The 24,341-nt window shown below is 62.5% G+C and carries 34 protein-coding genes and 1 pseudogene; 9 read left to right on the plus strand and 26 right to left on the minus strand.

The genetic code is table 11. The annotated features are described in order from the left end of the window. Positions 1 to 62 precede the first annotated feature (62 nt). From JG747_RS11945 to JG747_RS11965, 6 genes are all read right to left on the minus strand, one after another. Positions 63 to 1,151: a class I SAM-dependent methyltransferase gene (locus JG747_RS11945; protein WP_027047296.1), complete on the minus strand. Its 1,089-nt coding sequence runs from the start codon at positions 1,149 to 1,151 to the stop codon at positions 63 to 65. After that, entirely contained in the window at positions 1,148 to 2,008 is an 861-nt protein-coding gene (gene lgt, locus JG747_RS11950; protein WP_202361834.1) for a prolipoprotein diacylglyceryl transferase, read from the minus strand. The genes JG747_RS11945 and lgt overlap by 4 nt, the downstream gene beginning before the upstream one ends. 136 nt (positions 2,009 to 2,144) lie before the next feature. Beyond that, the gene (locus JG747_RS11955) at positions 2,145 to 2,378 is read right to left on the minus strand and encodes a BrnA antitoxin family protein (RefSeq protein ID WP_019860643.1); all 234 of its coding nucleotides are present in this window, start codon (positions 2,376 to 2,378) and stop codon (positions 2,145 to 2,147) included. A gap of 102 nt (positions 2,379 to 2,480) precedes the next feature. After that, complete coding sequence (locus tag JG747_RS37670; protein WP_317452361.1) at positions 2,481 to 2,609, minus strand: type II toxin-antitoxin system RelE/ParE family toxin; 129 nt, start codon at positions 2,607 to 2,609, stop codon at positions 2,481 to 2,483. Then, positions 2,573 to 2,779 carry a type II toxin-antitoxin system RelE/ParE family toxin gene (locus tag JG747_RS11960; protein ID WP_342216789.1) on the minus strand — a complete coding sequence of 69 codons (207 nt, stop codon included), beginning with the start codon at positions 2,777 to 2,779 and terminating at the stop codon, positions 2,573 to 2,575. The genes JG747_RS37670 and JG747_RS11960 overlap by 37 nt, the downstream gene beginning before the upstream one ends. Then, positions 2,776 to 3,036: a type II toxin-antitoxin system ParD family antitoxin gene (locus tag JG747_RS11965; protein WP_019860642.1), complete on the minus strand. Its 261-nt coding sequence runs from the start codon at positions 3,034 to 3,036 to the stop codon at positions 2,776 to 2,778. Before JG747_RS11965 ends, JG747_RS11960 begins: the two co-directional genes overlap by 4 nt. A 170-nt stretch (positions 3,037 to 3,206) precedes the next feature. Here JG747_RS11965 and JG747_RS11970 point away from each other — a divergent pair, with 170 nt between their 5' ends. From JG747_RS11970 to JG747_RS11980, 3 genes are all read left to right on the plus strand, one after another. Continuing rightward, positions 3,207 to 3,509 carry an accessory factor UbiK family protein gene (locus JG747_RS11970; RefSeq protein ID WP_019860641.1) on the plus strand — a complete coding sequence of 101 codons (303 nt, stop codon included), beginning with the start codon at positions 3,207 to 3,209 and terminating at the stop codon, positions 3,507 to 3,509. A gap of 344 nt (positions 3,510 to 3,853) precedes the next feature. Next, entirely contained in the window at positions 3,854 to 4,354 is a 501-nt protein-coding gene (locus tag JG747_RS11975) for a YbjN domain-containing protein (RefSeq protein ID WP_013893499.1), read from the plus strand. A gap of 25 nt (positions 4,355 to 4,379) precedes the next feature. Next, entirely contained in the window at positions 4,380 to 4,739 is a 360-nt protein-coding gene (locus JG747_RS11980; RefSeq protein WP_202361835.1) for a tRNA-binding protein, read from the plus strand. Positions 4,740 to 4,920: 181 nt separating this feature from the next. Here the strand turns inward: JG747_RS11980 and JG747_RS11985 are convergent, their stop codons facing one another. The 4 genes from JG747_RS11985 to JG747_RS12000 all read right to left on the minus strand — a co-directional run bounded on the left by JG747_RS11985 (position 4,921) and on the right by JG747_RS12000 (position 9,002). Further along, positions 4,921 to 5,943, minus strand: a complete 1,023-nt coding sequence (locus JG747_RS11985; RefSeq protein WP_202361836.1) for a glycosyltransferase family 4 protein — start codon at positions 5,941 to 5,943, stop codon at positions 4,921 to 4,923. Between the two features lie 255 nt (positions 5,944 to 6,198). Next, complete coding sequence (locus JG747_RS11990; RefSeq protein ID WP_019860635.1) at positions 6,199 to 7,614, minus strand: ATP-binding protein; 1,416 nt, start codon at positions 7,612 to 7,614, stop codon at positions 6,199 to 6,201. A gap of 148 nt (positions 7,615 to 7,762) precedes the next feature. Next, positions 7,763 to 8,482, minus strand: coding sequence for a response regulator (locus JG747_RS11995; RefSeq protein WP_019860633.1), 720 nt, complete (start codon positions 8,480 to 8,482; stop codon positions 7,763 to 7,765). Next, a complete protein-coding gene (locus tag JG747_RS12000) occupies positions 8,469 to 9,002 on the minus strand; it encodes a MarR family winged helix-turn-helix transcriptional regulator (protein ID WP_027047295.1) in 534 nt (177 codons plus the stop codon). The genes JG747_RS11995 and JG747_RS12000 overlap by 14 nt, the downstream gene beginning before the upstream one ends. Positions 9,003 to 9,263: 261 nt before the next feature. Between JG747_RS12000 and JG747_RS12005 the strand changes: the two genes are divergently transcribed. The 3 genes from JG747_RS12005 (at position 9,264) to JG747_RS12015 (ending at position 11,394) form a co-directional block, all read left to right on the plus strand. Beyond that, entirely contained in the window at positions 9,264 to 10,157 is an 894-nt protein-coding gene (locus JG747_RS12005; protein WP_019860631.1) for a branched-chain amino acid aminotransferase, read from the plus strand. Positions 10,158 to 10,302: 145 nt separating this feature from the next. Next, a complete protein-coding gene (locus tag JG747_RS12010; RefSeq protein ID WP_019860630.1) occupies positions 10,303 to 10,614 on the plus strand; it encodes a hypothetical protein in 312 nt (103 codons plus the stop codon). 141 nt (positions 10,615 to 10,755) lie between these two features. Then, positions 10,756 to 11,394: an MBL fold metallo-hydrolase gene (locus JG747_RS12015; protein WP_027047294.1), complete on the plus strand. Its 639-nt coding sequence runs from the start codon at positions 10,756 to 10,758 to the stop codon at positions 11,392 to 11,394. 88 nt (positions 11,395 to 11,482) lie between these two features. Here JG747_RS12015 and JG747_RS12020 read toward each other — a convergent pair whose 3' ends face one another. From JG747_RS12020 to JG747_RS12030, 3 genes are all read right to left on the minus strand, one after another. After that, entirely contained in the window at positions 11,483 to 11,926 is a 444-nt protein-coding gene (locus JG747_RS12020; protein WP_019860628.1) for a BA14K family protein, read from the minus strand. A 177-nt stretch (positions 11,927 to 12,103) separates the two neighbouring features. After that, positions 12,104 to 12,316, minus strand: a complete 213-nt coding sequence (locus JG747_RS12025; RefSeq protein ID WP_008877668.1) for a cold-shock protein — start codon at positions 12,314 to 12,316, stop codon at positions 12,104 to 12,106. 324 nt (positions 12,317 to 12,640) lie between these two features. Beyond that, positions 12,641 to 12,853, minus strand: a complete 213-nt coding sequence (locus tag JG747_RS12030; protein WP_006202520.1) for a cold-shock protein — start codon at positions 12,851 to 12,853, stop codon at positions 12,641 to 12,643. Positions 12,854 to 13,357: 504 nt separating this feature from the next. On the opposite strand from JG747_RS12030, the gene JG747_RS12035 reads away from it, so the two are divergent. After that, positions 13,358 to 13,768, plus strand: a complete 411-nt coding sequence (locus tag JG747_RS12035) for a Kazal-type serine protease inhibitor family protein (protein WP_027047293.1) — start codon at positions 13,358 to 13,360, stop codon at positions 13,766 to 13,768. Positions 13,769 to 13,821: 53 nt separating this feature from the next. Here the strand turns inward: JG747_RS12035 and JG747_RS12040 are convergent, their stop codons facing one another. The 6 genes from JG747_RS12040 to JG747_RS12065 form a co-directional block, all read right to left on the minus strand. Next, positions 13,822 to 15,384 (minus strand): EAL domain-containing protein, encoded by a 1,563-nt coding sequence (locus tag JG747_RS12040; RefSeq protein ID WP_202361837.1) that lies wholly within the window; start codon positions 15,382 to 15,384, stop codon positions 13,822 to 13,824. Between the two features lie 146 nt (positions 15,385 to 15,530). Beyond that, positions 15,531 to 15,749 (minus strand): hypothetical protein, encoded by a 219-nt coding sequence (locus tag JG747_RS12045; protein ID WP_019860622.1) that lies wholly within the window; start codon positions 15,747 to 15,749, stop codon positions 15,531 to 15,533. 94 nt (positions 15,750 to 15,843) lie between these two features. Next, positions 15,844 to 15,981 (minus strand): hypothetical protein, encoded by a 138-nt coding sequence (locus JG747_RS12050; protein WP_019860621.1) that lies wholly within the window; start codon positions 15,979 to 15,981, stop codon positions 15,844 to 15,846. A 39-nt stretch (positions 15,982 to 16,020) separates the two neighbouring features. Then, entirely contained in the window at positions 16,021 to 16,287 is a 267-nt protein-coding gene (locus tag JG747_RS12055; protein ID WP_019860620.1) for a hypothetical protein, read from the minus strand. After that, positions 16,284 to 16,553, minus strand: a complete 270-nt coding sequence (locus tag JG747_RS12060; protein ID WP_019860618.1) for a hypothetical protein — start codon at positions 16,551 to 16,553, stop codon at positions 16,284 to 16,286. Before JG747_RS12060 ends, JG747_RS12055 begins: the two co-directional genes overlap by 4 nt. A 169-nt stretch (positions 16,554 to 16,722) precedes the next feature. Beyond that, a complete protein-coding gene (locus JG747_RS12065) occupies positions 16,723 to 16,929 on the minus strand; it encodes a cold-shock protein (protein ID WP_010911078.1) in 207 nt (68 codons plus the stop codon). A gap of 323 nt (positions 16,930 to 17,252) precedes the next feature. Between JG747_RS12065 and JG747_RS12070 the strand changes: the two genes are divergently transcribed. Further along, the gene (locus JG747_RS12070; RefSeq protein ID WP_019860617.1) at positions 17,253 to 17,477 is read left to right on the plus strand and encodes a hypothetical protein; all 225 of its coding nucleotides are present in this window, start codon (positions 17,253 to 17,255) and stop codon (positions 17,475 to 17,477) included. Between the two features lie 186 nt (positions 17,478 to 17,663). After that, complete coding sequence (locus JG747_RS12075) at positions 17,664 to 19,298, plus strand: tetratricopeptide repeat-containing sulfotransferase family protein (RefSeq protein ID WP_202361838.1); 1,635 nt, start codon at positions 17,664 to 17,666, stop codon at positions 19,296 to 19,298. 144 nt (positions 19,299 to 19,442) lie between these two features. Here the strand turns inward: JG747_RS12075 and JG747_RS12080 are convergent, their stop codons facing one another. The 7 genes and pseudogenes from JG747_RS12080 to JG747_RS12110 all read right to left on the minus strand — a co-directional run bounded on the left by JG747_RS12080 (position 19,443) and on the right by JG747_RS12110 (position 24,180). Next, entirely contained in the window at positions 19,443 to 19,796 is a 354-nt protein-coding gene (locus tag JG747_RS12080) for a DUF1428 domain-containing protein (RefSeq protein WP_202361839.1), read from the minus strand. A 93-nt stretch (positions 19,797 to 19,889) separates the two neighbouring features. Beyond that, a complete protein-coding gene (locus JG747_RS12085; protein WP_202361840.1) occupies positions 19,890 to 20,312 on the minus strand; it encodes a VOC family protein in 423 nt (140 codons plus the stop codon). Positions 20,313 to 20,472: 160 nt separating this feature from the next. After that, entirely contained in the window at positions 20,473 to 20,655 is a 183-nt protein-coding gene (locus JG747_RS12090; protein ID WP_032920719.1) for a hypothetical protein, read from the minus strand. Positions 20,656 to 20,788: 133 nt separating this feature from the next. Beyond that, entirely contained in the window at positions 20,789 to 21,088 is a 300-nt protein-coding gene (locus tag JG747_RS12095; RefSeq protein WP_019860611.1) for a HigA family addiction module antitoxin, read from the minus strand. A gap of 12 nt (positions 21,089 to 21,100) precedes the next feature. Further along, positions 21,101 to 21,382 (minus strand): annotated as a pseudogene (locus JG747_RS12100) (type II toxin-antitoxin system RelE/ParE family toxin). Positions 21,383 to 21,499: 117 nt separating this feature from the next. Beyond that, positions 21,500 to 23,026 carry an ABC-F family ATP-binding cassette domain-containing protein gene (locus JG747_RS12105; protein WP_202361841.1) on the minus strand — a complete coding sequence of 509 codons (1,527 nt, stop codon included), beginning with the start codon at positions 23,024 to 23,026 and terminating at the stop codon, positions 21,500 to 21,502. A 248-nt stretch (positions 23,027 to 23,274) separates the two neighbouring features. Further along, on the minus strand, positions 23,275 to 24,180 hold the full coding sequence (locus JG747_RS12110; protein WP_202361842.1) for a DMT family transporter: 906 nt from the start codon (positions 24,178 to 24,180) through the stop codon (positions 23,275 to 23,277). Positions 24,181 to 24,341 lie beyond the last annotated feature (161 nt).

The raw sequence follows: 24,341 nt of genomic DNA on the forward strand, positions 1-24,341 counted from the left end.
ACGGCCGGCGGTTCGGCCGCTCTTTTACCGGACGCGAGATTGGGAGGGGTAGCGGTGAAAAGTCAATCCGCCGTCGAAAAGGGCCGGATCGGCACTCCGCGCGGCAGGACGGCAAGCACCTTGAATAGTTCGCCCATGGCCTGCGGCCCGGCGAGACGCTCGACATCGCCTGATATCTTGTCGCGGGCCGCCTGGTCGCCATCGGCGCCAAGCCGGCCGGCGCGCTCGAGAATGCCCATGCCGAGCAGGAAATCGCCTTGCGTCGACAGATGGGCGTCGAGACCATATGCGCGCACGGTGGCGGCAAGGGCGGCGAAATCAACATGCGAGGTGAGATCGGCCTCGCCGGGGTTGGCCAGCACATCTTCGTGATTGTGCTGGCGCAGAGCCTGCAGCGTGTCGCCGACCCCCGGCTGCAGATGGCCATAGTCGAGAAACAGGCCGGCGCCTCCGTTTGGGGCCATGCGGCCGGCAATGGCGGCCATCAGCGCGGTGCGAGCCGGTGCCACTTCGACGATCGCGCCCTGCGGCGCTTCAGCGGCGTCGGGGGGCAGCAGCGTCGGGTCGACCGAGCCGGCGCCGGCGAAGAAACAGAGCGTGTCCTCGTCGTCGAGGCCGACCATGCGCTCGCGCCAGCCCGTGCCGGCGCGGACGAACTGGCGGACCGGCACGGCGTCGAACAATTCATTGCCGACGATGAGCAGCGGCTGATCGGGCAGGGTGTCGATGGTCTCGTGCCAACGAACCGCGAAAGGTGTCACGTCGAGCGTCTGCTTCTGGATTTCAGTCAGGCGCGGGCTGGTCTCGATCATGGCGAAGGCGGCGCCATTGGCCAGATCAGGATCGAGCCGCGACAGGGTGCGCAGCATGTCCTTCATCAGCGTGCCGCGACCGGGGCCGATCTCGGCGATGGTCACTGGCATCGGCCGGCCAATCGCTGTCCAAGCTTGATAAAGCCAGACCGCGACGAGTTCGCCGAACATCTGGCTGATCTCCGGCGCGGTGACGAAGTCCCCAGCGGCGCCGAAGGGCTCGCGTGTCGTGTAGTAGCCGTCCGCGGGGTCGAACAGGCACATGGCCATGTATTCGTTGACGGGAAGGGGGCCGAGCGCCTCGATCAGGTCGACGATGCGGGTCTTCAGCCGCGTCATGTCGCCTGCGGCTGTGCTTGCTTCACCGGCTTGGCTGTGGCCATCGCCCAAATGCCGGCCAACACCATCGGCGTCGACAAGATCATGCCCATTGTCAGCCAGTTGGTGCCGAGGAGGTAGCCGAGCTGCTGGTCGGGTTCGCGGAAGAACTCGACGAAGATGCGCGACAGGCCATAGCCGCAGATGAAGGCGCCGCCGACGAAGCGCGGCGTCTTCAGCTTGAGGCGCGAATGGGTGAGGATGCGCAGGACCAGGAACAGAACCAGGCCCTCGAGCAGGGCCTCGTAGAGCTGGCTCGGATGGCGGGTGAACGGCCCGCCATTGGGGAATTCTATTGCCCAGGGCACATCCGTCGGCCGGCCCCAGAGCTCGGAATTGATGAAGTTGGCGACGCGCACCAGACCGAGCCCAACCGGCACGCCGGCGGCCACGAGATCGAACAGCGACCAAGTGCGGATGCCGCGCTTGATGGAAAACAGCGTCATGGCGAGGATGACGCCAAGCAGGCCGCCATGGAACGACATGCCGCCTTGCCAGACGGCGAAGATGTCGAGCGGGTGCGCGATATAGCGCGCCAGGTCGTAAAACAGCACATAGCCGGTGCGACCGCCGAGGACGACTCCGATGGCCGCCCAGACGATGAAATCGTCGAGATCCTCCGGCTTCATAGGCAGGATACCGTCGGGCCAAAGCTTCGGATTGGCGGCGAGCCGCTTGGCATACCACCAGGCAAAGAGGATGCCGACGATGTAGCCGACGCCGTACCAGTGCACCGCCAGCGGCCCGATCTGGATGAGGATCGGGTTGATGTTTGGGAAGGGCAACGAGGCCAGCGGCAGCAGGAAATATTCGTTCAACGGGGAGCTCTCGGTTGCGGTCGCATTCGGGCGCGGACCATGCGGCAGGGTTTTGGCAGGGTCAAGGCAAGCTGGTCGCCGTCAAGTGTCGCGACGGGTCACCATTGCCAGCCATCGCGCCGTGGGGGTGGTGCGCTCAACCCTTTGCGGCCACCCATTGCCGCAATGCGTCGTTGATCCTGTCCTGCCAGCCTGGACCGTCTTCCTGGAAATGGTCGAGCACGGCCCGGTCGATGCGGATCGAAACAAGCTCGCGCACATTCGGGGCGGTCGAGGGTTCGCGAACGGGCGCTGCCGGCTTCTTGACCGGCTTGAAGGCCGCTTCGGCGGCCGCGAACGGATTTGTCGGTCGGCGTGGGGGCGTTGCCATTGGGTGACCCTGACTGGAGGTGACTCGTGCTTGGCGGAAGTCGCGATGAAAACGCCACAATAGGCGACTTAGCGCCAGCCCGTATAGGGCGCCTTCATGTTGTCAATTTTCCGGAAACAAGATCGTCTCGATGTCCATCGCACCATGTATTATGTGCAGTACCTCAACGGTGTCGGTGCCAACGCGATAGAAAATCAGATAGTTGCCGTGGACGCGTCGCCGGATGGCGATAAATGCCGCTCAAGGAGCGGATAGCGCTCCGGCATGGTGCACAGCTCCATACAATCGCGGCGCAATTCCTGGATAAACGTTATGGCCCGAAATGGACTGTTGAGCGCGATGTAATCACCAATGGCTTCAAGGTCTGCCTCGGCTTGATCTGTGAAGACCAATTGCCTCACTTGGTCTTCTCTGCCATTGCCCTGTATTTGGCTTCAAGCCTGTTCAGTACCTCGTCACCAGGCTTAACTCTGCCTGCATTGGCATCTGCGATGCCTTTGGTGAGGGCTGCATCGAGGGCGGCGAGGCGCTTCTCCCGCTCTTCGACGAGGCGAACGCCCTCACGCAGCACTTCGCTCTTCGAATTGTAGCGGCCCGTGCTGACGAGCTGGTTCACGACATCTTCGAGACGGCTGCCCAAGTCTGCGCTGATGGCCATGATGGCGCTCCTAAAAACATCCTAGAACAATAATAGTTATTGATCGAGTTTGCCAGTGATTTTGCCGGTGATTTGGTGAGGGATCCGACTTGATGCCGCACCGGCCCTCAACGTTCTTGCATTCGGCGCTCCGCGCCACTACGTCATTTCGAGCAAAGCGAGGATTTGCCATGTCGACCGGACCGAACCGCATTCTCGATGAATTCGCCAAGCTGATGACTGATGCAGCGGGTGCCGCGCAGGGCGTGCGCCGCGAGGTCGAGACCGCCTTCAAGGGCCAGGCGGAGCGCATCCTCAATTCGATGGACGTGGTGCAGCGCGAGGAATTCGAGGCCGCGCGCGAGATGGCCGCCAAGGCCAGGGACGAGAATGCAAGGCTTGCCGCCCGCATCGAAGCGCTCGAGGCCAAGCTCGCCGAATTCGCCGGTGATGCCGCACCAGCGGCGGCGGCGAAGCCCCGCGCAAAAAAATAATCGTTAAACTTTTCCACATAGTCCGATCCTGAAAATCGCTTTGCCGTGAATCGCTTAACGGCATTGCATGAATCTTTGTGACAGCGCCTTTCCACATGCGAATGACGCAGTGCGAAAAATTGGGCTGTTCACGCGACTCCCGATCAATAGACTGAATTTGTTGCATGATTCGGAGCAGGGTCATGCGGCCGGGCGGTGGGGTCCGGTCTGGGGTCTTTGCGTCGAGAAGTAGTCTTTAGCGCGAAGAAAGTCCTGGCCGTCCGAGTTCTAGATCAGATTGTTCGTTGTGTGTGCCCTCCCGCGGAGCGTGTGGCGGCGCTCCTCAGAACGACAGGAAGCATTCCATGGAACTTCTCGAACTCGAATTCTCCCGCGAAATCCATCCGGTGGATGTTATCGAGCAGGTGGCCCACAACAATGACTGGTCCTTCGAACGGGCCGGCGACGATGAAATTTCGATCTCGGTCGCAGGCAGCTGGACCGACTATCACGTCTCCTTCTCCTGGATGGAGGATTTCGAGGCGCTGCATCTGGCCTGCGCCTTCGATATCAAGGTGCCGGAGACCCGGGCGCTGGAAGTGATGCGGCTGTTGTCACTGATCAACGAGCAGATGCTGTTCGGGCATTTCGACCTCTGGGAGCAGGAAGGCGCGATCATGTTCCGTCAGTCGCTGCTTTTGGCCGGCGGGGTCGAGCCGTCGAGCCAGCAGGTGGAGGTGCTTTTGTCCTCGGCGCTGGAAGCCTGCGAATGCTATTTCCAGGCTTTCCAGTTCGTCGTCTGGTCGGGCACCTCGGCCAAGGATGCGCTGGCCGGCGTGCTGTTCGAGACCTACGGCAACGCTTGAGCGGCGGCGAGGCAGACAAGACGAGATGAGTTCGAGCAGCGAGCGTAAGCCTGAGATCAGTTTTGCCGATTTCGGTCGTGTCGACATCCGCGCCGGCACGATCGTCGAGGCCGAACCATTTCCGGAAGCGCGCAAGCCTGCCTTCAAGCTTAAGATCGATTTCGGACCCGACATCGGCATCAAGAAATCGTCGGCGCAGATCACCAAATACTATACGCCGGAGACGCTGGTCGGCCGGCAGGTGTTCGCCGTAGTCAATTTTCCGCCGCGCCAGATCGGGCCGTTCATGTCGGAAGTGCTGACACTGGGCTTTCCCGATGAGGAGGGCGCCGTGGTGCTTGGCGCCATCGAGCGCAAGGTGCCGGACGGCGGGCGGTTGTTTTAGGATGCGTTGATATTCAGGTGATGCCGACCTGCGAACGGCGGTCTCCTGCGCTTCCCCGTTCTACTGCGTCGCAGTAGAACTGAGCTCACGTACCAAAAGTACGCTCGTCCCCGGTTCCCGAAGAGCACCATTCTCGGCTCGGCCTGACCTGAATCTCAACACATCCCAGGCCACGATGTCCTTAGGCCGCCAGCTTGCGCGTCCTGCCGAGCGCTTCCTCGACCGTGTCGAGAAACATTTCCGCACAGGCTTTCCAGCTGTAGCGCATGGCGCGTTCTCGTGCCTGCGCACGGTCGACCTCGAGCGCGGCGAGCGCGGCTTCGCGCAAATCGTTGGAGACCGCGCCGCCAAAGCCGTCGCCGACAATGTCGATTGGCCCGGTCACCGGATAGGCGGCGACCGGCGTGCCGCTGGCCAGCGCCTCGATGATGACATTGCCGAAGGTGTCGGTGCGGCTGGGGAAGACGAAGACATCGGCCGAGGCATAGATCTCCGCCAGTTCGTCATTGGGACGATGGCCGAGGAAATGCGCGTTGGGGTAGCGGGACTTGAGCTTGGCAAGCTCCGGACCTTCGCCGACGATCACCTTGCTGCCGGGCAGGTCGAGGTCGAGGAAGGCGGAGAGGTTCTTCTCGATGGCGACGCGGCCGACGCAGAGGAAGACCGGGCCGGGGAGGCCGAGGTCCTTGCGCTTGTCCGGGCGGAAATGGTCGGTGTCGACGCCGCGCGTCCATGGCCTCAGCTTGTTGAAGCCGCGCGCCGAAAGGTCATCGGCGAGCGACTGGGTGGCGACCAGCGTGCCCTGGCCGGAATTGTGGAAGTCGCGCAGCCAGCGATAGGCCCAGCTTTCCGGCACCGGCAGGCGGGCGCTGAGATATTCGGGAAAGCGCGTGTGATAGCTGGTGGTGAACGGCCGGCCGGCATTGCGGCAATAGCGCCGCGCCATGATGCCGAGCGGCCCTTCGGTGACGATGTGGATATGGTCGGCCTTGTAGGCGTCGATCAGGCGCGCGACATGGCCTGGCGTGGTCAGCGCCAGCCTGATGTCGGGGTAGGTCGGCAGGGGGAGCGTGCGAAAGATGTTGGGTGTCAGGAAATCCACCGCGACGTCGAAGGACTTCAGCGTTTCGGTGAGCCGCTCCAGCGTGTGGACGACGCCGTTGACCTGCGGGCGCCAGGCGTCGGTGACCATCAATATGCGCATGGCGGCCCTTTGCTGGAAAGGTCGACGGTTGCCTTGAGACGATGCCGGAACGGCGACCAGCCGCCAGCCCTCGCTTCGCTCCAGCGCACCCGGGCGGGGACGGGATCGAAGCGAGGCGGCAAGGCCGAATCAAGTGAAGTCGCGCGTTTCATGCGCGCTCTTCACCATGATTTCATGACGGGCGGATGAAGCAGTCCTTCTGGGACCATGATCTTATCCGAAAACCGGTTTCCACTTTTCGGGATCATGCTCCGCCTAGGCTGGAACCTTGATCACCGCGCGCAGGCCGCCGAGCGGGCTGTCGTCGAGGGTGATGTCGCCGCCATGGCTGCGGGCGATGTCGCGGGCGATCGACAGGCCGAGCCCAGTGCCGCTGGCATCGAGGTTGCGGGCTTCGTCGAGCCGCACGAAGGGCTTGAACACGTCCTCGCGCCTGTCGGCCGGAATGCCGGGACCATTGTCGTCGACGGTGACCACGAGCGAGCCACGGCCGTGATCGGCGCTGACCTCCACCGTCTTGGCATAGCGGAAGGCATTGCCGATGACGTTGGACAACAGCCGCGCGAAGGCGTTCGGCCGCACATGCACGGTCGGATCACCCGAAAGCGTCGTCGACAGCTTGCATTTGCGCAAGGCGGCCTCGTCGCTGAGCTTCTGGAAATAGGCTTCGAGATCGAAACGTCCCGGGTCCTCCGAGGCCTCGCCGCGGGCAAAGGCGAGATAGCCTTCCAGCATCGACTGCATGTCGTCGATGTCCTGGTTGAGCGCCGCCTTGGTCTCGGCCTTGCCGCCGGCCAGCGCCAGCTGCAGCTTGAAGCGGGTGAGGATGGTCCTGAGATCATGGCTGACGCCGGTCAGCATGGCGGTGCGCTGGTCGATCTGGCGCTCGATGCGCTCGCGCATCTGGATGAAGGCAAAGCCGGCGCGGCGCACCTCCTCGGCGCCGCGCGGGCGAAAATCGCGCGGCATCGGCCGGCCCTTGCCGAAGCTTTCGGCGGCCTCGGCAAGCGTCAGGATCGGTCGGATCTGGTTGCGCAGGAAGGGGATGGCGATCATCAGCAGCACCAGCGAGGTGCCGACCATCCAGATCAGGAAGATGTGGGTGTTGGAGGCATAGGCCTGGCTGCGGCGCACGAAGACGCGCAGCACCTTGTTCTCGAGCTGGACGCGCACCTCGACGATGTTGGAATTGCCGACCGTGTCGATCCAGAACGGCCGGTTGATCTGGCGGGTGATCTCGGACGAGAGAACGTCGTCGAGGATCGAGAAGAACGGTTTGGGACCGGGCGGCGGCAAGGGATCCGGCGGCAGCAGGTCAACCTTCAGCTGCATGCGGTCCTGGGCGATGCGGATGACGTTGGCGTAGTCGGCGTCGTGCGGATAGGTCTCGATCAGGTCGATGATGGCGGCGATGTCGCGCACGGTGGCCTGCGACAGGCGCTGCGTCACCGTTGCCCAATGGCGCTCCATGAAGACGAAGGCGACCACCGATTGCAGCAGGATCATCGGCGCGATGACGATGATCAGCGAGCGCGCGTAAAGGCGCTTGGGCATGTAAAGCGAAACGAGGCGCCAGAACCGGTTCCAGATGCGCGGCACCGCCTTGAGCGTTCGCGTAGCGCGTGCGCTCAAGCCGTCAGGTCCCGGCCCTTCCAGTTCCGTCGTTGCCATTGGCTCTTTTCATTTCGCCCGCGGCCCTCGACCAGGAAGACGATTCCGTTAAATCGTCTTCCTGATCTAACTCTTTGTTGGAGCATGATCTTTTCCGAAAACCGGTTCCCACTTTTCGGGATCATGCTCCAGAGCCGCGGCCGGTATTCTATTCCACGCTGAGCCGATACCCAATACCGCGCACGGTCTGCAGCCAGACAGGATTGGACGGATCGCGCTCGATCTTGCGGCGCAGCCGGTTGATCTGCACGTCGATGGTGCGCTCGCCGACCTCCGAATCGTCGCCGACCAGTTCGTGGCGCGGGATGGTCTCGCCGGCCCGCGCGGCAAAGATGGCCAGGATCTCCTGCTCGCGGTCGGTCAGTTTCAGCGCCTCGCCGCCGCGCTTCAGTTCACGCCTGGCGATCTGGAACGTGTAGGGGCCGAAGACCAGCTGTTCGACCTTGGGCGTGGTCGCCGGGCCGCCGCGGCGCAGGATGTTGTTGATGCGCAGGATCAGCTCGCGCGGGTCGAAGGGTTTTGGCAGATAGTCGTCGGCGCCGGCCTCGAGCCCCAAGATGCGGCTGTCGGTTTCCGAAAGCGCGGTCAGCATCAGGATCGGCACGTTCTTTTCGGCGCGCAGCGATTTGGTGAGATCGACGCCGCTTTCGCCGGGCATCATGACGTCGAGCACAAGCAGGTCGAAGTCGAGGCCGGCGAGCTTGCGCCTGGCCTCGCCGGCATTGCCGGCGACGGTGACGCGAAAGCCGTTTTCAGTCAGATACTGTTTGAGAAGATTGCGGATGCGGGTGTCGTCGTCGACCACAAGCAGATGCGGCGCGTCGTCGTCCGGTGCGGCCGCCTGATCGACCCTCTCAGTGCTCTCCATGGCTTTTTCCTGACATTTTTGCGGACCCAACGTCGATCTGAGCTCTCAGTTCCGGATTGACCATCGCTTCGAGGAAGCGTTCCACCAAGGCCCGTTCGGTGGCGCCGGAATCTTCCAATGCAGCACGGATGCGGCGTGACTGTGGCCGCGCCAGGGCCAGCGCCAGCGCGCGGCCCTTGGCGGTGGGATAGAGTTCGCGCTGGCGGCGGTCGCGCGGACCTTGCAATTGCACGACATGGTCGGTGTCGATGAGCTGCTTGAGCACGCGCGCCAGGCTCTGCTTGGTGATCTTCAGCACGTCCAGCAGTTCGGCGACCGTCAGGCCCGGCCGGCGGTTGACGAAATGCAGCACCCGATGGTGGGCGCGACCGAAGCCATAGTCAGCCAGGATCTGATCGGGATCGGAGGTGAAGTCGCGATAGGCAAAGAAGAACAGTTCGATGATGGCGAAGTCTATGCCGTCCTCGATTGACATCGCGGTCCTGATCGGCTTTCCGGCGGCTGGGCTTCGATCCGTCATCATTTCTCCATGGGAACGGGAGATTATGTCAGTACTATTGACGTAATTTCCCTGCAATGGTAATTTTTGACAAGCTTTTGGGCGGATTGCGAACGAAAAGGCAAGGCAGGCCGGTTTTTCCGGAACTTCCTGAGTTTGCCAGAGCGCGATTATCCGCCTACGCTTCGTAACACCGGCCGGCGTCTCCAATCACACGGCGCGGCCAAAAAGAACACGCTACGACACTAAGGATATGCGGGCCGCGACCCGCGGGAGGTTACCATGGCATCCGTTCCCTTCGATCAACTGGACGGCTTCATCTGGATGAATGGCGAATTCGTTGCGTGGGGCGACGCCAAGATCCATGTTCTGACCCACGGTCTGCACTACGCCAGCGCAGTCTTCGAGGGCGAGCGCGCCTATGGCGGCGAGATCTTCAAGCTCAACGAGCACACCGAGCGCCTGCATGAATCGGCGCGCCTGCTCGGCTTCAAGATTCCCTATTCGGTCGCCGAGCTCAACGACGCCTCGACCACGCTGTTGAAGAAGCAAGGGTTCCAGGACGCCTATGTCCGGCCGATCGCCTGGCGCGGCAGCGAGCAGATGGGCGTTTCGGCGCAGAACAACCGCATCAACGTCGCCATCGCCATCTGGCAGTGGCCGAGCTATTTCGATCCGGCGCAGAAGCTGAAGGGCATCCGCCTCGATGTCGCGGAATGGCGCCGGCCCGACCCGCGCACGGCGCCGTCGAAGTCGAAGGCCGCCGGCCTTTACATGATCTGCACCATGTCCAAGCACGCCGCCGAAGCAAAAGGCTATGCCGACGCCATGATGCTCGACTGGCGCGGCCAGGTCGCCGAGGCAACCGGCGCCAACATCTTCTTCGTCAAGGACGGCAAGATCCATACACCCAAGCCCGATTGCTTCCTCGACGGCATCACCCGCCGCACGGTCATTGGGCTCGCCAGGGACCGTGGCCTGGAAGTGATCGAACGCGCCATCCTGCCGGAAGAACTCGAAGGCTTCGAACAATGCTTCCTGACCGGAACAGCGGCGGAAGTAACGCCGGTTTCGGAGGTCGGACCTTACCGATTCGAGGTTGGCGAAATCGCCAAGAATCTCATGAATGACTATTCTGCCGCGGTTCAGCCGAAGCACGCGATCGCCGCAGAATAACGATAGTCACAGCTTTTCGCGCAAGCAGGGGTGGTTTTCGGGCCGCCCCTTTTATTTCAGCGTTTCTGCATTTGACTTTCAGTCAATTCGGCGTCTCATGATGGTGTCGGCCCGGGAGGCTGGCAGCTATGGAGGGACTAATCATATGGAAACGCTTCTTCCGATCATTGTACAGGTGATTACGGGTATCATCGGTGGTCAGGCGGTCGGTGTTGCACTCAAGAACGCGGCGATGGGCCAGCTTCCCAAGATTCTGGGTGGCGCCATTGGCGGCGTCGGCGGCGCGGCAATCCTCGGCAGCCTGCTTGGCCACGGCGCGGTCGATCCGGCGGCGGCTGCTGCAGCGACGAGCGGTCTCGGCAGTGCGCTCAACCTCGACAACATCATCGGTGGCGCCGGCGGCGGCGCGATCCTGACCGGCATCATCGGCGCCGTCATGGGCGCCATGAAGAAGTAAGTCTGACGGTCTCGGGTTTGTTCAAATGGGCGGCTTCGGCCGCCCATTTCTGTTTGTGCAACGACTGACTGTTCGTCTTTCGAGGGTGGACGCCCTTCATTCGCGCCTCTACATCACCGCGTGAACATCGAAAGGACGATCATGGGTCAGCTCAATGCCGGCATCGTGCCGGTCACACCGTTTCAGCAGAACTGCACCATCCTGTTTGACATGGACGACAAGCACGGCGTCGTCGTCGATCCGGGCGGCGACATCGACAAGGTGCTGGCGGTGCTGAAGGACAATGCGATCACAGCCGAGGCGATCTGGATCACGCACGGCCATATCGACCATGCCGGCGGCGCCATGGAGCTGAAGGAAGCGCTCGGCCTCGACATCATCGGCCCGCATGCAGCCGACAAGCCTTTGCTCGACAATCTGGAGAAACAGGGCAGGCTCTACGGTATTGCCGGCGCGCGCAACTGCGTGCCCGACCGGTTCCTCACCGAAGGTGAGACCGTGTCGTTCGGCGGCCACGTATTCGAGGTGCTGCATTGCCCCGGCCATGCGCCCGGCCACGTCGTCTATTACAACCGCGCGGCCAAGTTCGCCCATGTCGGCGATGTTCTGTTTCGTGGCTCGGTCGGCCGCACCGACCTGCCCGGCGGTGACCACGCAACGCTGATCGCCTCGATCAAGGACAAGCTCTTGCCGCTCGGCGACGATATCGGCTTCATCTGCGGCCACGGCCCTGGCGGCCGTTTTGGCGAGGAGCGGCGGACCAATCCGTTCCTGGTCTAAGATCAGCGCCTCCACTCGAGGTCGTAGAGTCAAAACAAAGGAGCGCTGGCCTTGCGGTCAGCGCTCTTTTGTTTGGGGCAGGGAAGCCTCAGTTTGCAGTGCAAAAATGCTGCTCGCCGTCATTGCCGGTGAAGGTGCCGGTGCGGGAGTTGAAGCTGCGATAGCGGTCCGAGCAGTATTCGTACCAGTCACGCGTCCACGGCTCGGCATAGCGATTCGCATAGACCACCCGCGGTTCGACATAGTAGCGGCGAACCGGTGCCGGGCGGATCCGCACGTCACGATCGTAGTAACCGTCATTGTAGTAGCCGTCATCGTAGTAGCGGTTAGCATCAGGCGGTGGCTGGTCATTGGCCAGCGCGCCACCGATCAGGGCGCCGGCGGCGAGGCCAAGCACACCGGCGGCAATGGCGTCGCCATTGCCGTGGTGGCGGTGATGGCGCCATTCATCGGCGTTGGCCGCGGGCAAGGCCACAAGCATGGTGGCCGCCATGGCGGCGGACAGCACGGCTGTCTTGAAAATTCTGTTCATCTTGGTCTCCTTCGTACCGGGCCGTGCAGTTTTGCAGGGGATGCGGTCCGGCTTTACCCAAGACTAATATGCGACCGTGGCTGAACGGAGGCTGAACGGATTTCGACCTGCCGGTCCAAGAGAGGCGTCAAAAACCAGGCTCTGATCGAGCTGGCTGCGCTGCTGGAGCCGACAGTCTCAGCCGACCGACAGGTTGACGGCCTTGGGTCCCTTGCCGCGCTTGTCCGGCTCGGTGTCGAATGTTACTTTCTGCCCATCTTCGAGACCGGGAAGACCCGACGCCTGCACGGCCGAAATATGGACGAAGACATCCTTCGCGCCATCGTCCGGCGTGATGAAGCCGAAGCCTTTGGCATGGTTGAAGAATTTGACGGTGCCGGTCTGCGGCATGGGAAGCTCCTTTGATCCCATAAACTCCAGTCTCGGGCCGGCAAATGCCCGAGAGGAAATTTGTCCTTTATTTTAGCGTCATCGGCAAGAGAAAGTTTTGTGGGCACTTAAAGCGCGTCAGCTTTAAGCCCTTGTTATGATGCATGTCGTTGACACGGAGCAGGATCCACTTCTGGCCGACATGCACTTATGCTGCGCCACGGACATGAAAAAGGCGCGACGAAAATCGCCGCGCCTTTTTAAAAAATCTGTCTGCATGCCCACAGGCTGGGCAAGCTTCAAACCCTCGTTCGCCCGCCGTCAGGGACGCGCGGCGCCGATGGTTCAGGCAGCGCGGAGGTTGACCGCCTTCGGGCCTTTGCCCATGCGGTCCGGCTCGACGTCGAAGGTGACCTTCTGGCCGTCGACGAGCGTGCGCAGGCCCGATGCCTCGATCGCGGAAATATGGACGAACACGTCCTTGGCGCCGCCGTCGGGCGTGATGAAACCGAAGCCTTTGGTCGCGTTGAAGAATTTAACGGTGCCGGTCTGGGCCATTGGGGAAACTCCTTCACCCGTTCAGTCTTTGGTGGTCCTGCCCGCCACCTGGCGTCGAGGGCAGTTCCCGGTGGTTGCTTTCGGCAGTCATGCATTGGCGCATGGTCAAACCCCCCGCCGAAAAACGGGGCCGTCAGAGATTCACAGTATCGGGGAAAGGTCGTCCAAAACGTTCCGCTCTCCGGGTCGCAAATGCCCGAACACGGAATTTATCGCACGGAAACGTGAAGGTTGCAAGATAGCGCCGCGGGCCGCCACACAGAGCGCATCCCGACGCAAGAATCGACCGATCTGAGCGTCGACGGGCCGCAAATAGGCCTCGTTGCCGGGCCGGTCATTGACCCACAGAGAGGATCGCGCATGGGCCAGTGTTGCCGGCGGATGCCGGCCATGGCCGTAATCGCCGTTTCCGCCCCCGCGAACGCGGTTGCATCCGACAGGGTTGCATTTGACAGGGGAATGGCGAGGATCGTGATCGGGGATGGGATCGAGGGAGAAATCAGCATGAAATTCCTGGCGTCGGTTTTTTCGCGGCAAGGGTTTGCCGTCCTGTTCCTGTCGGCGCTTCTGGCCGCCTGCACCGTGGTCGTCGATGATGGGCCAGGACCACGCCCGCGGCCGCCGCGTCCCGAACCGGAATTCTGCACCAGGCAATACGAGCCCGTTTGTGCCCGGCGCGGCGGCGACCGCCAGACCTTTGCCAATGCCTGCCTTGCCGACCGCGCCGGCTACCGCATCGTGCGCGACGGCCCCTGCCGCGGCGACGGCGGCGATGGTGGTGGCGAAGAGCAGACGTTCTGCACCCGCGAATACGCGCCCGTCTGCGCCCGCCGCCATGGCGAGATGCGCAGCTTTCCCAATGCCTGCGAAGCCCGCGCCGCGGACTACCGCATCGTCGGCGATGGCCCGTGCTGAGAGGGCAGGTCCGCCTTCTCCCGGGAGAAGGTGGATGCTGCTTAGAACAAGAGTTAGACCTTGCCAGACGGCACTTTCGCCCGCCGGCAATAGGCAATGAAGTCGGCCGCGGGCATGGGCCTGGCGAACAGCCAGCCCTGGCCATAGTCGACATCGCGTTCCAAGAGGTAGTCGGCCTGGGCCCGCGTTTCGACGCCTTCGGCGACAATCTTCAGCTTCAGCGTCTTGGCCATGTCGATAATGTGCGGCGTGACCGAACTGGTGGCGGAATTCGTGCTGATCGTGTCGATGAACGACTTGTCGATCTTGAGCGCATCCAGCGGCAGCCCTTCGAGATAGGACAGGCTGGAATAGCCGGTGCCGAAATCGTCGATCGCCACCGCATGGCCAAGTTCGCGGGCACGCGTGAGCGTCGATCGCGCCGCCTCGATATCCACGAAGCCGCGCTCCGTTGCCTCGAGCCAGATCTGCCGTGGCTGGATTCCCGTATGCTGCAATGCCCTTGCGATAACCGGCAGAACCCGCTCCGTGCCGACGTCGGTGGCGCTGAGGTTGATGGCGATATGAAGGGAGCGATCGGCAACCAGAAGGCTGTTGAGGTCGGACACGACGAGCGCAATGACCTGATCGGTGATCGCCGTGATCAGTCCGCTCTCTTCGGCAAGTGGAATGAAATGATCGGGCTGGACCAGGGATCCGTCCGGCCGCGTCCAGCGCACCAGCGCTTCCGCGCCGATGCAAGTGCCGGTCCTGAGTTCGACGATCGGCTGATAGTGGACGATGAATTCGCGCTTGCGCACGGCGATCTGCAATTCGCCCAGGGGCGAAAGACGCCTCCGCGACAGCCAGACGACCATGCCGATGATGAAGGCGGCAATGAAGGCGCCGAGCGGGAGCAGCAGACGCTGCTGCCGGCGCACACCGTCCAGAATCTGGCTTTGCGGTTCGGTGGCGACGGCGATCCAGCCGGTCCCGCGCGCCGTGGCAAACAGGAGATCGTCGTCCAGGCCTTCTTCAGGACCGGCGACGATCTTGCCGATACGGGCGGGATCGGGGGCGTTCAGTGCGCCGACCAGGATGCCGTTTTCCGTCGTCAGGGCAAGTTGGACACCGGGGTCGACGATAATGTCGGCAAAACGCACCGGATCGACAAGGGCGTTGTGGTCCTTGTAGCGCAGCGCCATCAGCGTGTGGCCCGCGCTCATCACCGGCTGCATGCGAGCGGTGACGGCAATGCCGTCGCTGGTGACAAAGTCCGGCTTCGATTGCGCGACGCGACCGTCGGTCGGTCCCCATGACGAGCATTTGAGCAGGCCATTTTCGAAATAGCCCATTTCCTCGATGGTGCGTGTGTTGATGGTGAGCTGTCGCATGCGGGCGATGTGATCCGCCGAACAAGGGATGCCGGTGAAGCGGTCGATCTGCCGCAAGGCATCCCGCGCTTCGTTGAGCGACATGTCGGCCCTGGCGATGGCACGGCCGGCGAACAGATGCAGCCGTTCGTGTTCGTTCTGGACGGCCTGGGTCCATGAAAGGTGAAACATCGCCGCGATGGGCGCGATGGCGCCAGCCAAGCCCAGCACCACCGCCGTCACGAGGATGCGTAGCCTGTCCATACGCCTCCTGCCCCGGCCGTGGCTGGCGATCTTGCCAGCCGAAATAGTCTCGGGCCCCCGTTTTCGGCGGCAGGCGGATCTTATTGTCTCGTCCTTACACGAACTTTAATGAGACCCGCGGCAAGCACGGCTTCTTCGACAGCCGGCTAGGATGGATAAGCCCCGTCGGCCGGCCCGGCATAGAGCTCGCTGCCGTGCTCATCGGAAATGCGCAGGCGGTCGGGGATTTGCGGCATTGCGAGCGTGTGGAAGAGTGCGGCCGCGGCCTGCAAGGCGGCGCGCAAGGTCGGTGCTTCCAGCGACACCTTGTCGAGCGTTGCCTCCTCGGCGTCGCGTGACCGGTAAAACTCGATGACGAAGTTCAAGCAAGCCTCCGTGGCAGGACTTGGCATGGGCCTGTTGTCAGTTCATCGCCTGCCCAGGCAGGGGATGGGGCGCATGCGAAGCATCCCAAGGCTGTCAGCCCTTGGACTTCGGCTTCAGGCCGCTCTCCGCCTGCTTGACCGCCGAACCGAACGGGGAGGCGGGCTTGGCCAGGACCTTGTCCTTCTTCGGCTTGCGCGCTTCGCGATTGCTTCGCTGTTGACCTTTGGACATGGACTGCTCCTTGTGCGTTTTGGCTGGCGGTTCGGGATCTCAGACCGCTGGATTGTTGGCGACAGCCGGATTGTCGGCCGGTTCGAGATTGTCTTCCGTGGTGACCCGCTCGTGGGTCTCCTGCTCACTGCGGATACGGTATTGCGGCGAGCCGTCCTTGACCGGCAGCCTGCTCTTGATCTCGAACAGTTCGGCCGTCTTCTGGACGAGGCCGGTGCGGCTCTTCATGCGCACCGTCTGGCCGATGGCGAAAAGGTGCGAGGGCGTGTCGTTGCGCGGACGCGCATTCTGCTGGAAACGGATCATGCTGCATTCTCCCGGTCGCGCTTCAGCGCGGATTCGAGTTCGAGGTGGTCGATGGCGACAAGCTGGCTGGTCGTGGGGTTCTTTACCGCCCTTGCCGGCAGGTGGATAAAGGTGGCGACGCGGCGCCAGGCGATGCGTGACATGCCCTCGATCAGCTCTTCATCATGATCGATGTCGTAGTCGCCGGCCGGCAACGGTCCTTCCAGGCCTCCGAGCATGAAGGATGCCGTGAAATGGGCGATGGAATAGGTGGTACGGTCCGGCATTGTCCTGGCCTTGGTTGGTTCACACCTTGGGCGTCACGTAATAACAGCGGCCTGAACGCAAAAAAGCGGGGACGAGCCCCGCTTTTCTATTTCCGGCCATCGCTGGAAATAAGCCGCTTTCGAGAGCTGCCAGTACATCCGTGGTCAGCGTTCATCGAATTCGGCCGGATCAGATCAGTTGCAGATTGGCGGCCGACTCGCGGCCCTTGCCGTCACGCTCCAGGTCGAACTGCAGCTTCTGGCCTTCGGCGAGGCCGGGAAAGCCGGCGCGCTCCAGCGCACTGACATGGACGAAAACGTCCTTGCCGCCGTCAGCTGGTTGAATGAAGCCAAAACCCTTCTGGCCATTGTAGAATTTCACGATTCCCGTGGTCATATCTGTCTTTCGCGGATTGAAAGATCGTCGCAGGGCGAATGTGCCGTGCGTCATCGACGATTTGGAATGAGATTGGCGGGTCGAGAACCTCTGACGCCGCGAGATGCCAATTCTGGCCAAAACGATCCATCTTATGTAGATCGATTGGCGCGGATATTCAAGACGATTTGGAAATTAAACCCGTTCAATTTGAAAAATAGATGGCTACAGGCGCTCCGATATTTCTGCTATGGTTCAGCATATTTCTAAAAAATTCTTGAGAGCGTGTCGGAATTTTTCTCCGGCTCGGTATTTTTTATTTACTCCGGAACGAGGATAAAACCATGGTTTCCACAAGAGGCTCAAGGGGGAAGACCGTCGCGGTCAATCCGATCATCAAGCCAATCGCCATCCACGCCATTGCCGTTGGCCCGACCGGCCAGCCGATGATCGTCAAGTCGGCACGGCTGACGATCAGAAGCGATGAGGCGGCAAGGCGGACGATCTCCGATACCGATGGCACGGTGAGGCGGGCGAGGCAGGTTGCCGAGACCAACCGCCTGATCTGATCGCTCAAGGCATCCCAAAAGAGCTCGGAACCCCGCGAAGACTTGAACCTGCAGCGCCAATGGCCTAGATCGCGGCAGGCGGACAAACACGGCAGGTTTCCCATTAACAGAGATCAAAGACGAGCGGCGGGTGCGGGAACCAGGTCTGGCGCGGGCGGACAGCCGCCGCTGGGTCTCGACCAGTATGTGCAGCAGGCCCTGCAACTGCACCAGGCCGGGCGCCGGCAAGAGGCAGAATCGATCTACCGGCAAGTCTTGGCGCGCCAGCCCAAACACGCGGCGGCCGCGCATTTCCTGGGGCTGCTGCTGCACCAGGCCGGGCGCAGCGAAGAAGGGTTGGATCTCATCGAGCGGTCGGTGAGCCTGCAGCCGACGAATGCCGATTTCCTCAACAATTTCGGTACGGTGATGCGCGATCTCGGCCGCGTGGCCGCGGCAATCGACTTTTTCCGCGGCGCGGTGGATCTGCGGCCGGAGCAGCTCGCCGCGCGCGACAATCTCGGCTCGTCGCTGAAGCAGCTCGGCCGGTTCGAGGAGGCCGAAGAGATCTATCGCGGCACGGTCGCTCGCAATCCCTTCCATGTGCGCGCCCGCATCGGGCTTGCCGAAACCCTGCAGGAAGCCGGACGGCTGGACGAGGCGCTGGCTGTCTTCCGCGAGTCACTGACCATCCGCCCCAAGGATGCCGACCTGCTGCATGGGCTGGGCGTCGGAATGATGGAAAAGGGCAAGCTCGACGAGGCGGCCGAGCTGTTTCGGCAGGCGCTGGCGGTCAACCCGGGCATGGCAACGGCGTGGCTGATGCTGACGCAGGTCAAGCGCCAGAAGGAGCGCGACGCCGAATTGTCCGGCATGGAAGCCCAGCACGCCAAGGCGCCGCAAGACAGCCTGGCGCGCATGCAACTGTCGTTCGGCCTCGGCAAGGCCAATGACGATCTGAAGGACTATGAGAAGGCCTTCGACTATTTTGCCGAAGGCAACGCCATTCGCCGCAAGGGGATCGACTATGATCCCGTCAGGACGCGCGAGGAATTCGCGGCGATGAAGACGGTGTTCGATGCCGGCTTCTTCGAAAGGCACAGACCGAGCCCGATCACCGATGACGCGCCGATCTTCGTCGTCGGCATGCCGCGTTCGGGCACGACGCTGGTCGAGCAGATCATCGCCAGCCATCCGCAGGTCTATGGCGCGGGCGAGCTCAGCATCCTGAAGAACGCGGTCGGCAAGCAGTTCCCAGCGACCATGCCGGGTGGCTTTCCGTGGGGCGTATCGGATACGGACGATGCGGATTTCGCCGAGGCGGGCCAGGCCTATCTCGACATGCTGCATGCCCGCTATCCGCATATCAGCCACGTCACCGACAAGATGCCGGGCAACTTCCTGCTTGTCGGCTTCATCCACATGATGATGCCGAAGGCCAAGATCATCCACTGCGCCCGCGATGCGGCGGCAACCTGCCTGTCGATCTACAAGGTGCATTTCCGCGGCGACAGCCACCGCTACGGCTACGATCTCGGCGAGCTCGCCGACTTCCACAATCTCTACACCGACATCATGGCGCATTGGCACAAGGTGCTGCCCGGCGTCGTGCATGATGTGCGCTACGAGGATTTCGTCGCCGACCAGGAAGGGCAGAGCCGGGCGCTGATCGAGTATCTCGGCCTGCCGTGGGACGATGCCGTGCTGTCGTTCCACGAGACCGACCGGCCGGTGCGCACGGCTTCCGCCGCGCAGGTGCGCCAGCCGATGTATCAAGGCTCGGTCGACCTGTGGAAGCGCTATGGGGACCGGCTGAAGCCGCTGCTCGACAAGCTGGACTGAGATTGAGGTGAGGCCGGCCTGCGAACGGCGGTTCCCTGCGCTTCCGGTACTCACGTACTTAAGTACGTTCCGTTCCGGTTCTCGGAAACCACCATTCTCGGCTCGGCCTGACCTCAATCTCAACCAATCTTGGGGCAGAGCAATTCAAAGCTCGATGAAGGGCTGGAAGCCGCCGAAGATCATGCGCTTCATATCGAAGGGCATGGGTCCCAAATCGGGTGTCAAACGCGGATCGGCCATCACCTTGGCCATCACCGCGTCGCGGCTCTGCCTGGATTCATAGAGCGCCCAGGCGAAGACGACGATCTCGTCGTCCTTTGCCTGAACGGCACGCGGAAACGAGGTCAGCTCGCCATAGGGCACGTCATCGCCGATGCATTCGACATACGCCAGCGCGCCGTGTTCCATCCATATGGGGCCTGCGAGGTTGGCCAGCTTCTTGTAGTCATCGAGTTTGGCCTTTGGCACGGCAAGCACGAAACCGTCGACATAGGACATGGTGAACTCCTTTGCTGAAAAGCGGGCGCCGGGTCGGCGGGGATACGACCCGGCGCGGTGAGCGCGTCAGCCCTGACGGGGGACGCCTGCTCGCTACTTCACCGGTGCGTTCATCGCCCAGGCGACGCCGAACGGATCGTCCAGCTGGCCCCAGCGGTCGCCCCAGAACATCACCTGCAGCGGCGTGACCACTTCACAGCCGGCATCGACGGCGCGCTGCCACCAGAAGTCGATGTCGCCATCGTCGAGATGGAGCTGCAGCGTGTAGCCTTGAGCAGCCTTGTGCGGATGGCCGTGTTCGGGATAGGCGTCGCCCAGCATCAGCGTCGAGCCGTTGATGTGGAGATGGATGTGCATGGTGCGGCCTTTTTCATCCGCCGGATATGCAAACACCTGCTCGGCGCCAAAGGCCTTCTTGTAGAAATCGGCGGCCTTGAAGGCGCCGTCCACCTGCAGATAAGGGGTCAATCCGCCGAGCACTTCTGCCCTGGGCTGAATGGGGGTCTGGTCAGTCATGTCTTGCTCCTCTTTGCATTGGGCTTGGCCTAGCGAACCACAGGACGCACGAGGTGACGGCAATCCTACATGGCGGCGCAATTTTTTTTGCGGGCCGGGCCCGGACGGACCGGGCAGCCGGCGGGTTTGAGGGGCAATCGCATGGACAGGCTGGTCGCGGTCATATGACCTTGGCCGAGAAGGTTGTTGCACGGCGGCTGTTCTGCGCGTCAAAGAGTTCCGGGAAGCCGATGTCCTTGCGCAATTCGGCTGGCAGCGAGAGCAGGATGCGTTCGCTGCGATGCCGGGCACGTGCCGCCGCATATTGGGTTGCGATGCGACCGATGGATGAAAGGACCGACATGATGTTCTCTCCCTGGGTTGAAGCCGGCATCATCGTGTCGGCATCCCAAGGACGCGGCAGGTTCAGGCGATCCGACAGAGCGCTGGATCTTTTTTCGGGCAGCTTGAGACCGGCTGTTCCAGCGCGGTTTAATTCAGGCCGCTGTGTCCAAGCGCTCGATCGTTTCAAGGTCGGCTTTCTTGGCCTCTCCCTCTACGGCAAGGTCGTAGCTCGCCTGCATGTTCATCCAGAATTGCGGCGTGGTTCCGAAAAACTTGGCAAGGCGTAGCGCGGTGTCGGGCGTTACCGGTGTCGCCTCGCTTGCCAGGCGCTCGATGCGCGTGCGCGGCACATGCAGCTTTTTGGCTAGCGTGTAAGGCTTCAGGCCAAGCGGGACGAGGTATTCCTCTCGAAGGATTTCTCCGGGATGAATGGGAGGGTTGATGTTCAGCATTTGAGACCTCCTTCAATGGTAGTCAGTTATTTCGACATCCTCAGCCTGCCCGTCCACCCAGCGAAAGCAGATGCGAAACTGGTCGTTGATGCGGATCGAATGCTGACCGGCACGGTTGCCCTTCAAGGGCTCGAGCCTGTTGCCTGGGGGAGTCTTCAGGTCCGACAACTCGGTCGCGTTGTCGATCATGAACAGTTTCCGCTGGGCCGATCAAACAAGGTCCGACGGGAAGCCCTTTGGAGACTTGCCATTCGAAACGGCCTCGCTGGTCTTGTCCTTGAACGAGCGTATCATCAGTCGAATCCAAGAAACGTACCATGGCATGATACGTTTCGGGAGTCAACGATACGTCTCATGAAATGATACGAAATTCTGGCCTGCCGACGGCAAGCCGGAATTCTGCCTCGCCGCTCAGCCGCCGGCTTCGGCCACCTCGCGGAAAAAGCCCTCGGGGTCTTCGACCTCCGTCAGCTTCCGCTTCTCGATCAGCCAGAAGCGGTTGCCTATGGCGCGGATGAAGGAGCGGTCGTGCGAGGCGAGCACGCAGCTTGCCTGGTGCTTCAGCAATTCCTCCTCCAGCGCTTCCTGGCCATCGATGTCGAGATGGTTGGTCGGCTCGTCGAGCAGATAGAAGTTGGGGTTGGCGAGCCTGAGCGCCAGCATCATCAGCCGCGCCTTCTGGCCGCCGGACAGCACGCCGATCCTTTTCTCCTGCATCTCGATGACCACGCCGGCGCCGGCAAGCAGCGAGCGGGCGCGCTGTTCGCCGACATCGTAGCGGCGCGAGACCATCGCCAGCGGCGTGTCGTCGCCGCTGATGCCCGACAGCGCCTGGTCGCTGTGGCCGAGCACCGTGGACGGTGTCACCTTCACGTTCACGATCGTATCGGGTTCGGCGATGGCGTTGCGGATCAGGCTGACGAAGCGCGACTTGCCGACGCCATTGCGGCCGAGCAGCACGATGCGGTCGCCCTGGCAGATATGGCGCTTGCCGGTCCTGAACAGCAGCGTGCCGTCGGGCGTTTCCACCACCAGGTCGTCGAGTGTGATCAGCACCTTGGCGTGGGTGCCACGGTTGGCGAGCCGGATCGCTCCGGCCGACTTCTCGCGATGTGCCGATACCGCTGCCTCTTCGAGCTTCTCCGCCCGTTCCCTGAGCTGCTTGGTTTTCACCACCAAAAGGTCGCTGCCGGAATTGATGCCGATATTGTTGAGCTTGGCGGCCTGCTTTCGCAGCTGCTGGGCGACCTTCATGTCGCGCTCGAATTTTCGCGCTGTCGAGGCGTCGACCTCGTCGAGCGCCTGCCTGGCGCGGGAGTAGGGCAGCGCAAACACCGGCGATTGTTCCGGGCGCAGGAACAGCGTCCTGTTGGTGGTGGCGTCGAGGAAGGCGCGGTCATGGCTGGCGATGACGACGGGCACGTCGCGCGGCAGCGCATTCAGCCAACTTTCCAGCTGGCTGATGCGGGCAAGGTCGAGATGGTTGGTCGGCTCGTCGAGCAGCAGCACGTCGGGATCGGTCACCCAGACACGGGCGATCAGCGCCAGCCGCTGCCAGCCGCCGCTCAGCGCCTGCATTTCCCGCTCGCGCATCGTCTCGGGCACGTCGAGAGAATCCAGCACTACGTCGACGCGCCACATCTCGCTTTCGGCCTGCTCCGGCGGCAAGGCGTCGGCCACCACCTGATGAAAGGTGCGGCCGAGAAGGGCAGGGGGAACCGATTGCTCGACGTGGCCGACGCGCAAGCCGCGCGTGCGGGTGATGTCGCCTGATGTCGGCTCCATCTCGCCGGTCAGGCATTTGAGCAGGGTCGACTTGCCGCGGCCATTGGCGGCAACGATACCGAGACGGTCGCCGGCGCCGATGGTGAGGTCGAGGTTTGCGAAGAGCGGCGCACTCATGGTGACGCCGAGGGATTTGAGGCTGATCAGGGCCATTTGGATTTCTCTGGTCTTGCCGGAAACAACTCCGGATGCACTTTGACGGTGCGCGTGCTGGCCATCAGGCTCGGCGTTGCGGCACCACGAAGGGCAGACCAAAAAATCGAAGCGGGAAAAACCCGGACCGTCCCTGGTCAGCCCTGCAAGCTGGCTTGCAGGGCAGAAATCGGGCCACGCTGACGATGGTGACGATGAAACGTGAACACGTGAGCCCTCCTTTCAAGACGTTCGAGTGTGCGAAGCGATTACACCAAAGGCGGGGCGGATGGCAAGGCGGCCGCTTTCGCCCGGCGCGGGAACGGATCCAGCACCAATATGCAGCCGCCGATGATCGCCACCGCGCCGAAGGCCTGGATGATGGTCAGCGACTCGCCAAGCATGATGGTGCCAACCAGTACGGCGATCGTGGTCACTGCGAATTCGACGCTGATCGTCCTGGTCGCGCCGATGCTGGCCACCAGCCGGAAATAGACGACGTAGGTCAGCGCGCTCATCACGCAGGCGAGAAGGACGAGATAGAGGAAATCGACAGGACGCGGCATGGCCGGCACCGGCACGGCCAGCAGCAACGGCAGCGTCATCAGCCCGCCGAACAGGAAGGCGGCGCCGGTGAGTTCGAACGAGCCGGCCGAGCGCAGATGGCGATTGGCGTAGTTGCTGCCGAAGGCGGCGGAGAAGGAGCTGAACAGCGAGGCGGCGCAGCCGAATGCGAAGGACGGCGTGATCGGCACCGAAGGGAAGCCGACCAAGACCACGATACCCGCGGCGCCGAGCAGCAAGCCGGCAAGCCCGCGAACGGTGATGCGCTCGAGCCCCCATAACTGGCCAAGGATCATCGAGAACAGCGGGATCGCGGCAACGAGGATGGCCGCCATCGCCGTGCCGATACGCGGCGTGGCGTAGGACAAGCCGATCAGCTGCGCCGCGACGGTCGTCGCGCCGACGATGGCGAAGTGCCCCCAGCCGGCCCTGAAATCGAGCCGTCGCCGCGTTGCCGCCGCCAGCAGGAAGAGCGTGATGCCGGCGATCAGCGAGCGCAAGGTCACCGCGCCGACCCAGCCGAATGCGTGCACCACCTTGAGCAGCACGAGGAACGACAGGCCCCAGGTGACGGCAAGGAAGGCGTAGGCGGCGATGTCCCTGGGTTTCATGAGGTGGGGGCGGATGGGAGCTTTGCTGGCAGAGGCAGGATTGCAGCCGTGCTATCGCTTCCACCGCCTGGCGGCAAGCGCGAGCGCATAGTCCAGAGGCTGTTCCGATTCAAGGTGCGCCGATGGAGCGCTTTCCTTCTCCCCTTGTGGGAGAAGGTGGC

The organism is Mesorhizobium sp. 131-3-5, from assembly GCF_016756575.1.
Taxonomy (GTDB): domain Bacteria; phylum Pseudomonadota; class Alphaproteobacteria; order Rhizobiales; family Rhizobiaceae; genus Mesorhizobium; species Mesorhizobium jarvisii.